Source organism: Sphingobacteriaceae bacterium (genome assembly GCA_016715905.1).
Taxonomy (GTDB): Bacteria; Bacteroidota; Bacteroidia; order B-17B0; family Aurantibacillaceae; genus Aurantibacillus.
In genome coordinates, this window is record JADJXI010000009.1 from 1 (window position 1) to 8657 (window position 8657).

13 protein-coding genes and 1 pseudogene are annotated in these 8657 nt (G+C 30.9%); all 14 read left to right on the forward strand.

Going from position 1 to position 8657, the window contains the following annotated elements; all coding sequences use genetic code 11:
• Window positions 1–878: 878 nt before the first annotated feature.
• The 14 genes and pseudogenes from IPM51_11940 to IPM51_12005 all read left to right on the forward strand — a co-directional run bounded on the left by IPM51_11940 (window position 879) and on the right by IPM51_12005 (window position 8234).
• Complete coding sequence (locus tag IPM51_11940) at window positions 879–1115, forward strand: hypothetical protein (GenBank protein MBK9285009.1); 237 nt, start codon at window positions 879–881, stop codon at window positions 1113–1115.
• Window positions 1112–1618: a siphovirus Gp157 family protein gene (locus IPM51_11945; GenBank protein ID MBK9285010.1), complete on the forward strand. Its 507-nt coding sequence runs from the start codon at window positions 1112–1114 to the stop codon at window positions 1616–1618. The genes IPM51_11940 and IPM51_11945 overlap by 4 nt, the downstream gene beginning before the upstream one ends.
• 122 nt (window positions 1619–1740) lie before the next feature.
• Window positions 1741–2241, forward strand: a complete 501-nt coding sequence (locus tag IPM51_11950; protein ID MBK9285011.1) for a hypothetical protein — start codon at window positions 1741–1743, stop codon at window positions 2239–2241.
• 330 nt (window positions 2242–2571) lie between these two features.
• Window positions 2572–3006, forward strand: coding sequence for a single-stranded DNA-binding protein (locus tag IPM51_11955; GenBank protein MBK9285012.1), 435 nt, complete (start codon window positions 2572–2574; stop codon window positions 3004–3006).
• Window positions 3007–3022: 16 nt separating this feature from the next.
• On the forward strand, window positions 3023–3301 hold the full coding sequence (locus IPM51_11960; protein MBK9285013.1) for a hypothetical protein: 279 nt from the start codon (window positions 3023–3025) through the stop codon (window positions 3299–3301).
• A 1-nt stretch (window position 3302) separates the two neighbouring features.
• Window positions 3303–3572 carry a hypothetical protein gene (locus IPM51_11965; GenBank protein MBK9285014.1) on the forward strand — a complete coding sequence of 90 codons (270 nt, stop codon included), beginning with the start codon at window positions 3303–3305 and terminating at the stop codon, window positions 3570–3572.
• Window positions 3569–3826 (forward strand): hypothetical protein, encoded by a 258-nt coding sequence (locus tag IPM51_11970; protein MBK9285015.1) that lies wholly within the window; start codon window positions 3569–3571, stop codon window positions 3824–3826. The genes IPM51_11965 and IPM51_11970 overlap by 4 nt, the downstream gene beginning before the upstream one ends.
• A gap of 45 nt (window positions 3827–3871) precedes the next feature.
• The gene (locus IPM51_11975; GenBank protein MBK9285016.1) at window positions 3872–4012 is read left to right on the forward strand and encodes a hypothetical protein; all 141 of its coding nucleotides are present in this window, start codon (window positions 3872–3874) and stop codon (window positions 4010–4012) included.
• A 283-nt stretch (window positions 4013–4295) separates the two neighbouring features.
• On the forward strand, window positions 4296–5006 hold the full coding sequence (locus IPM51_11980) for a site-specific DNA-methyltransferase (GenBank protein MBK9285017.1): 711 nt from the start codon (window positions 4296–4298) through the stop codon (window positions 5004–5006).
• 265 nt (window positions 5007–5271) lie between these two features.
• A complete protein-coding gene (locus IPM51_11985; GenBank protein ID MBK9285018.1) occupies window positions 5272–5448 on the forward strand; it encodes an antitoxin in 177 nt (58 codons plus the stop codon).
• 173 nt (window positions 5449–5621) lie between these two features.
• A pseudogene (locus IPM51_11990) lies at window positions 5622–5882 on the forward strand (phage replisome organizer N-terminal domain-containing protein).
• A gap of 434 nt (window positions 5883–6316) precedes the next feature.
• Window positions 6317–7012: an ATP-binding protein gene (locus tag IPM51_11995; protein ID MBK9285019.1), complete on the forward strand. Its 696-nt coding sequence runs from the start codon at window positions 6317–6319 to the stop codon at window positions 7010–7012.
• Window positions 7013–7155: 143 nt separating this feature from the next.
• On the forward strand, window positions 7156–7791 hold the full coding sequence (locus tag IPM51_12000; protein MBK9285020.1) for a hypothetical protein: 636 nt from the start codon (window positions 7156–7158) through the stop codon (window positions 7789–7791).
• A 119-nt stretch (window positions 7792–7910) separates the two neighbouring features.
• Entirely contained in the window at window positions 7911–8234 is a 324-nt protein-coding gene (locus tag IPM51_12005; GenBank protein ID MBK9285021.1) for a hypothetical protein, read from the forward strand.
• Window positions 8235–8657 lie beyond the last annotated feature (423 nt).

An 8657-nucleotide genomic window follows, 5' to 3' on the forward strand; every position in this document is an offset into this window, starting at 1 on the left:
TAATCTCCTTTTAAAATAACCGTGTAGCATTGATCAATCTGCGCATGATACTGATAATTATCTAAGAGCATCCGCGTGCGGAGCATGAGCACGGTTTTTATTCACTATATACCTCCTATTCCTTTCTATTTACGTGACTTTTTATAACCTAAAGTTGAGGGTATTTTTTAATCTATTTTAAAGTAAAAACTTTTTTAAAATCTATTGACATCATACATGTAGTGATGTATAATAAGTATATGATAATTTACTAATTATCAACGACAAACAAAAATAAAATATAGGAGGTTTTCAATATGAAAACAAATATTAAAGATTTTGACGGTTTTAAATTCCGTCAAGCAAAGCACAGACACCAACACCAGATTTTCGTGGGGAGGACTGGGAACTTGAAAAAGAGCAAGTCCTCAAAGATGCCGAAACATCTTTAGAAATGATGTGGGTGCATCTTTGGTCTAAGCTAGCTAAAAAGTTAGCTTAAGCGGTTAATATCCGCTTGATGCATTTAAAAATAAATGTGTCAAGGAGGTATTAATATCAAAGATTACATATTAGCCATTAGTTTGGTTTTATTATCGAGTGAAAGCTTGATAATGAGACTAGTAGCAATTTTAGGATTACTATATTATGTTAAAAGGAGGGAAAAGTAAATGCAAGAGACTTGTAAAGGTCCGAAATCAATACAAGATTGCTTAAATTGCACTCTTAGTGAGTGCAAAAGCAACAAACCAGGCTTATTTGACTTTGAAAAAAAAGTTAAATATCATATCCCAAAATCTTCATATACAATAGCTATGGTTATTGATATGGCGAGAGCAGACAAAAGCAGCACATGGAATTTTAGATAATTTTAAAAGGAGGTTATTAAAATGGAATTAATGGATTTAATAGTTGCAGAAATGCAACGCAGAGATAGTTTTGATAATGATTTAAAAAAAGAGGGTGGACATATTGATATGTTTAATTGTTTAACGTTAAGTAATGATAAATTTTTAGACTTGATGTTAGATGCCAATACAACAATAGTGGACTCTTATAAAGATGCAACTAAAGAGGTAAAAACAATAGCTTACAAAGATAAAATGTATTATGTTTCAAAGGAGTATAAAAAATGAGTAGTATAAAATTACATGAACTCAATCAAGAGATTGAGGAAATCTTAAGCATGATGAACGATGCTATAGAAGAAAACGATGAGGATACATTAACCGCATGCAGAGATACGCTTGAGAGCATGCAAATAGATGTTGATATGTGTGTATCAGCATATGTTGAGTCAATAAAACGTAATCAAGTTTTTTCAGATGCGTTGAAATCTGAAATTGATACATTAAAAAAAAGAAAGGAAGTTGTGGAAAACAAAATTGAGAGGCAAAAAGAATTTTTAAAACAGTTTATGTTAAAAACAGAAAAGAAAAAAGTTGAAACAGCTACATGCAGCGTGGCTATAAGAAATAACGCTGAAAAGCTTATAATCGAAGATGAGGAACAACTTATTGAGTTTCTCGAGCACAACGCTAAATGGTGTGTTGACACAGTCAAAAAAAACAAGTTTGAGCAAAGTAAAGCTTTGTGTTTTAGTGTTCCTTTTGTTAAAAAGAGAAAACACAAAGTCTAGTTATAAAAAAAAGGAGTGTAAAATGGATAATTTAAAATATTACAATCTAGGACGGCAAGTCCTCAAGAGGCTAAAAAAGCATAGGTGGTGGACGTTTAAAGGGTATGACGGACATAAATCCTATGTGGCGTATAAAAAAACTAACAGAAATGTTTGGACCATGTGGCATAGGCTGGAAATATGAAATTGAAAAGGAGTGGATTGAGAAAAACGGAGATGAACAGGCTGCATTTATCAAGATAAATTTGCACATCAAAAACGAGGATAAATGGTCAGATGCAATACCTGGAGTTGGTGGTAGTATGTTTGTAACAAAAGAAAAAAATGGGCTTTACACTAGCGATGAATGTTTTAAAATGGCTTTGACGGATGCTTTATCTGTATCGTGTAAAGCAATAGGCATAGCAGCGGATGTTTATTTTGATAAAGATAAAAGTAAATATGATGTAAATACAACGGAAAAAGAAATTGAAAAAGAATATAAGTGCGAAAAATGCAGTAAACCGTTTGAGTCTTGGACAGACACAAAAGGCAAGACATGGACGGCTGGGCAAGTTTCGCATTTTAGCAAAAACAAAAATAATGGTGTTGCACTTTGTTATGATTGTTCTAAATCAAAATAAACGCATGACATAGCACTAGTAAGCTTTTAATTGACAAACTACACTATAATTTTAAACGTCGCTTAAAATGCTTGCTAGTAGCTTTAAAATTGAAAGGATTGATTTATGAAAAAGAAAAAACTTACTGAAATTGATTTGCTAATAATCATACAGTTGTTAGAATTATTAGTTTGGGTTTTATGGTTTAAGTTTAAATAAAATGGGGGTGATTTTATGAAAAAGAAAACAAACGGAACGGAGTTGTTATTAATAATTCCAGCGATATCTTTATTGGCAATGTGGATTTTATACATAATATTTGAAAAATAAATTTAAGGAGTTTTAATATATATGATAAACAAAGCAATTTTAATGGGGCGTTTAGTAGCTGATCCAGAACTAAAACAAACTACAAGCAATATATCTGTATGCAAGTTTACAATCGCTATCAACAGACCTTTTGTGCCTAAAGATGGTGGTGAAAAACAATCGGATTTTATTAACATAGTTGTTTGGAGAAATACAGCGGAGTTTGTTAGCAAGTATTTTACAAAAGGTAAAATGATTATTGTTGAGGGTGCGTTAAGAAATAATAATTATACAGATAGTAATGGTGTAAAACATTATACGATAGAAGTGCATGCAGATAATGTAAGTTTTGGCGGAGATAAAAAGTCAGATGATACATCTACAGAGCAAAAACCAAAGCAACAAGAGGCAAAATCCGATGTTCCTGATTTTGATTTATCGGAATTTGAGGAGTTAGATGGAGATGTGCCTTTTTGATTAATTCATCCCCGCTATGCGGGGGAAAGGAGCTATTAGCATGGAATTTATTAATAAAACTAACTGGAGATTGCAAGTTATCAGCAAAAAGAAAAACGACTTGCAAACAAAAAACGAAACAACAAAAACTTTAAATCAAGAGATTGTTAACATAATAAACGACTTAGCAGATTTAGAAAATAAGTCGATGCAGTTAAAACAAAAGTTACAAGCAACAAAGCAAGATTTATATTATCTTGAGCGACAAATAAATCTTGATAAAAAAGACTTGAAAAGTCTAGAAAACGAGGTGTAAAATGTTTGATTTATACGAACATCAAAATAATACAAATATCATATGTGGTACATATCCAATTATCGCAGAGTGTGAAAAAGAATATAACCAAATGGCAAATTTAAAAAATAAACTAGATGAATATTTTAAATCTTTAAAAATAAAAGCAAAAGTTAACGTTGAGATTGTAAAAGTTACAAAAATATTTGTGGTTACATGTATAGAAGTAGAACTTAACGGCGATAAATGGGGATGGAAACACAGAAGTTTAAATAAGGAGGTGATAAAATGAACGACCCACGCATACAAGTCCAGGGAGGAATTTTAAACGAAAAAGAAAAAGAAGCAGTGTTAAAAATAATAGATAAATACACAGACGTTGACTTTGTAGAAGTAATTATAGCTGGTGATTTTATCGACATAAAAACATACAGAAAAGCACCATTTAAACGCATAAGAAGAATTACTGGTTATTTAGTTGGGGATTTAAGCAGATTTAACGATGCAAAGTTATCAGAAGTAAACGATAGACTAAAACATAATTAATTTTAATAAACGCACGGCGTAAAAACCGTGCAAGGAGGTGAAAGCGTGAAAACAGATGCTTTCCAATTATCGTATCAAAAAACTTATTATCAAAAACACAAAAGCAAAATCTTGAAAAAAGCAAGAAAAGAATATGTTGAAAACAAGAAAAGAATGTTGGCGAAAGCGAAAATATTATCAAAATAATAAAAGCAAAATTTTAGAAAATAACAAAAATTATTACGAAAAAAATAAAATTGAGATATTGCGAAAAGCAAAAGAAAGAAGGAAGGTGAATAATCATGAATAAAAAAGTTAGTATTATAATTACATCAGAAGTAATCGACAAGATGAGGATTATGTCCAACAACGAAATAGCCGAAATGATATTTGAGATGCATAATCACGCAGTTTTATCGACAAATTGCAAACAAGGAGCATACGAGATAGATTTGGACAGATTTAATCAAATAGAAAGGACTAAATTTTAATGATAAAATTAATAAATGGTGATTGCTTGGAAGTGATGAAAACAATCGAGGATAAATCAATTGACTTAATAGCGACAGACCCACCATATCCTACTACTAGCAGAGGCAACGCTGGTAATGCTGGGGGCATGCTACAGAAAGAAATAAACAAGAAAGGGAAAGTGTTTACACACAATAACATAGATATAACACAGTATGCTAGTGAGTGTTATAGAGTTTTAAAAGATGGCAGCCATTTTTATATAATGACTAATCATGTTAATTTAATCAGCATGTTAAATGTTTGCACAAATGCAGGCTTTCATTTTATTAAATCTTTAATTTGGAATAAAGGTAATAAAATAATGGGGCAATATTATATGTCTCAATTTGAATATATTTTATTCTTTAGGAAAGGCAAAGGTGTTAAAATTAATAATTGTGGCACTTCTGATATTTTAAACATTCCAAATAAAAAAACTAAAGGTGAAAACGGTGAAAATCTACATGATACTGAAAAACCAGTTGAGTTAATGCAAATATTAATAGAAAATTCAAGCAAAGAAAATGATATAGTGTTAGACCCTTTTTGCGGAGTTTGCAGCACAGGAATAGCTTGCATTAACACCAATAGGAATTTTTTTGGCATAGAACTAGACGAAAACTATTTTAATATAGCAAAAAAAAGAATTGAAGAGGTGCAAAATGATATACACAATAATGAGCGATAAATTTTCAAAGATGAGTAATAACGCAAAATTGTTATACTTGATGCTGCACGAGTCTTTAGACAAGCAATATGACAGAGTTATATATAACTTAGACACAATGATTAAGTTAATTGATGCACATGACACAGCCAAAAAAGAGCTTTTGGATAATGACTACATCTTAAAAATTGATGGAATCTACTATTTGAGATAAGGTCAAAACTATTGACATACTTAGTAAATTATGATATAATATAATTATACATGCGAGGAGGTGATTTTTTAAATGCAAAAACATGTAGTTGCTACTAACAAGTACAATAAAAAAGCATACGATTTTATGAGATTATTTGTCGCAAAAGGAGAGCTAGCAAAATTAAAAGAGATTGCAAAAAGTCAAGGTAAATCATTAAATAGATTTGTGACGGATGCAGTTTACAAGGAGATTGAGGCAATAAAGTAAAATGCATTATACTAAAATGTAAAATGAGTAAATAAGCGATTGGAGGGCAATTAATGAGCAAAAACAAAAAGTTTTTTTGGCTGAAACTCAAAGAAGATTTTTTTGAAAGCGATGAAATAAAAAATCTTAGAGAGTTTACCAAACGGCATGGCATACAGTAATTTTATTTAAAGCTGTTATGTAAATCAATAAAAAATAACGGTGTATTAAGATTAAGAAACATAATACCTTATACAATTGAGATGCTAGCGTCCATGACAAACACAAACATAGACATAGCAAGAGGAGCAATAGAAAAGCTTATAGCATTAAATATGATAGAAGTACTTGATGATGGGGCGTTATATATGCTAGATATAGAAAACATGATAGGGAGTGAGACAGATAGTGCACAACGAATGCGAGAGGCAAGAGCAAAAACAATTAATTTGGAAGAAAAAGATAAAAAAAGCTTAACATTGTGCGAAAATGTGCGAAAAAGTGACACAGAGATAGATAAAGAAATAGAACTAGAAAAAGAGATAGAAATAGATAAAGAAAAAAAGATAAAAAAAGAAAAAAGTACGGTAAAAGCTAAAGCTTTCACGATACCTACAATCGATGAAATAAAAAATTATTGTAAAGAGAGAAAAAATAATGTAGATGCAGAAAAGTTTTTTGATTATTATGAAAGTAAAGGTTGGCTAGTAGGAAAAACAAAGATGAAGAACTGGCAAGCTGCAATAAGAAATTGGGAGAAGAATAGTTTTGATAACGGCAATAAAAAGCAAGAGTTAAAAACGCATAACTATAACGAGTTTAAAGACTTTGAAGAATATGATTTTTTAGCAGAGTTTGACGAGATATTAAAAGAAGAGGAGGCTAACAAGTGTTTGAACAAATAATTGATGATGCATCTAGCAAAGCAAGTGAATATCAATCTAGTGATGATTACATAAAAGATGGGATAATACACTGCAACAATTGCAATACTCCAAAACAAACGATTATAAAGCTGCTAGGTCAAGACAAAAAAGTATTTTGTTTATGTATGTGCCAATCTCTAAAAGTTGAAGAAGAGGAAAACAGACACAAACAAATACAACAAGAGTATATTAATAAGCAAAAATCAGATAGTTGCTTTGACGACAAAAGCTTAAAAACAAAAACGTTTGATACTACTGATAAAAACTCTAAAATATATACATTAGCTTTTAGATATGCAGATAATTTTGATAAGATGCTAAAAAATAATATGGGATTAATCCTGCATGGAGAGAGAGGCACAGGAAAAACGCATATATCAGCTTGTATTGCTAATAGTGTATTAAGCCAATCTTATAGTGTTTACATGACTAAATTAAGCGCGCTAATGTCTAAGATGCAAGAAAACTACTCAGAAAACAAATTGCATTTATTAAATAAAATAAATGATGTTGATTTATTTATTTTAGATGATATGGGAACGGAAAGACACACAGAAACAGCAATGGAATTAATATTTGATATAATCGATAAAAGATATCTAAGCAAAAAAACCAATTATTATTTCAACAAATTTAACCCAAGAAGAATTCACGAATAACGAAAATACGCAGTATAGACGTATTTTTGATAGGATAATTGAAAACTGTACATTTGTTAAAAGCGATATAAAAAATCAGAGAGCGGATAAAGCGGCAATAAACAAATTGGACCTATTAAAAATTTTAAAAGGAGAATAAAATTATGAAAAAAAGTTTAACGATAGAGGAATTAAGAAGCAGGATAGGGAAACCTATTTTTGTAATTGCAACAACAGAGGAATTTAAAAATAAAACTGCTTGGTATGTTATATCAAAAATACATGAATTTAAAGCAGATAACGAAAACCGTGGATATATAGAGTTTACGGATTACGATTATATAGACCTTGAAAAAATACAATTCTTTAGATTTTTTGACACAGAAGCAACAGAAAAAGAACTTGCAGAAATTTTGAAAGAAGAAGAAAAGGCAAAAAAGAAAACGGGATATGAGAGAGTAGGGAAAGAAGAAAGCTATTATTACACGGAAACAAGTTATTTTAACGACGAAAAACTAGCAAAAAATATAGCAAGAGCCGAACAGTTAAAATATAAACTAAGAAGATATGCAGCTTTAAACGGAGGTATTCCATCGCAGGCGGACTGGGGGAATTCATATGTAGCTAAATATGAAATAATAGGTGAAAGCGATAATTTTATACACGCTACTAAAAATTTTGAAAGCAGAGCTGTTGGAGCGATTTATTTCAAAGACATAGAAGCTTGCAAAAAAGCAATTGAAATTTTTAAAAAGGAATTGATATGGTACTTCACAGAGTTTCAAGAGATGTTATATTAATCAAATACGCGTGCACATTCGATTGTTAAGGTAGTTGCATATGATTATTAATAAAAAGTGACACTAAATTTTATCTAGCGTTTAAACGCACGCTAGAGGTATTAGAGAGGATTATTAAAATGACAGAAGAGGCAAAAATTAAAGATAGCGGGGAACGCAGAAAGTTTGAAAGTGGAGCAGTAAGGGATATATCGGAAGGAAAGGGCAGGTTTGATTTATTACCGCTTGACGTACTCGGAACAGCTAATCAAGATAATAGACTTACTAACATAAGTAATTATCAAAAAACAAATGACCAAACATATTTATATGCTGCTATGTCAGCAATAAATTACAGGATGGATTATGCTTTAATAGAGCGTATAGCAAAGCACTTTGAAAATGGGGCTAAGAAATACGATGAGAATAACTGGCGAAAAGGTTTACGTGCAAATGTTACATAGATAGTGCGACCAGGCATTATTTTAAATGGGTATTGGGAGAGATAGACGAGGACCATGAGTCAGCTTTTTATTGGAATATTATGTGTTGTATTTGGACGCATGAAAATATTACTGAGATGCAAAGTTACAAAAAAAGAGGGTGATTAAATGAGGTTCGACTATATAATACCTTTTATTCCACCAAGCAATAATCAATTTATTGGGCGTAATCAAATACGCCAGTTCCAAAAACAAAAGAAAGAGTGGGCGGAGATAATAAAGCTTTATACACTTAAAAATAAGCCGTATAAGCCAATAAAGCAATGTAAGCTTACTTTATTTTATTACTTCAAAGATAAAATAAGGCGAGACCCCGATAATTATTCGGGGAAATTTATACTTGATGGTTTAGTAAAAGCAGGGATTATATTTGATGATAGTTTT

Bases quoted from the DNA above. Each gene is read 5' to 3' on its own strand.
- IPM51_11940 (MBK9285009.1), top strand. From the start codon at position 879: ATGGATTTAATAGTTGCAGAAATGCAACGCAGAGATAGTTTTGATAAT.
- IPM51_11945 (MBK9285010.1), top strand. From the start codon at position 1,112: ATGAGTAGTATAAAATTACATGAACTCAATCAAGAGATTGAGGAAATC.
- IPM51_11950 (MBK9285011.1), top strand. From the start codon at position 1,741: ATGTGGCGTATAAAAAAACTAACAGAAATGTTTGGACCATGTGGCATA.
- IPM51_11955 (MBK9285012.1), top strand. From the start codon at position 2,572: ATGATAAACAAAGCAATTTTAATGGGGCGTTTAGTAGCTGATCCAGAA.
- IPM51_11960 (MBK9285013.1), top strand. From the start codon at position 3,023: ATGCGGGGGAAAGGAGCTATTAGCATGGAATTTATTAATAAAACTAAC.
- IPM51_11965 (MBK9285014.1), top strand. From the start codon at position 3,303: ATGTTTGATTTATACGAACATCAAAATAATACAAATATCATATGTGGT.
- IPM51_11970 (MBK9285015.1), top strand. From the start codon at position 3,569: ATGAACGACCCACGCATACAAGTCCAGGGAGGAATTTTAAACGAAAAA.
- IPM51_11980 (MBK9285017.1), top strand. From the start codon at position 4,296: ATGATAAAATTAATAAATGGTGATTGCTTGGAAGTGATGAAAACAATC.
- IPM51_11985 (MBK9285018.1), top strand. From the start codon at position 5,272: ATGCAAAAACATGTAGTTGCTACTAACAAGTACAATAAAAAAGCATAC.
- IPM51_12000 (MBK9285020.1), top strand. From the start codon at position 7,156: ATGAAAAAAAGTTTAACGATAGAGGAATTAAGAAGCAGGATAGGGAAA.
- IPM51_12005 (MBK9285021.1), top strand. From the start codon at position 7,911: ATGACAGAAGAGGCAAAAATTAAAGATAGCGGGGAACGCAGAAAGTTT.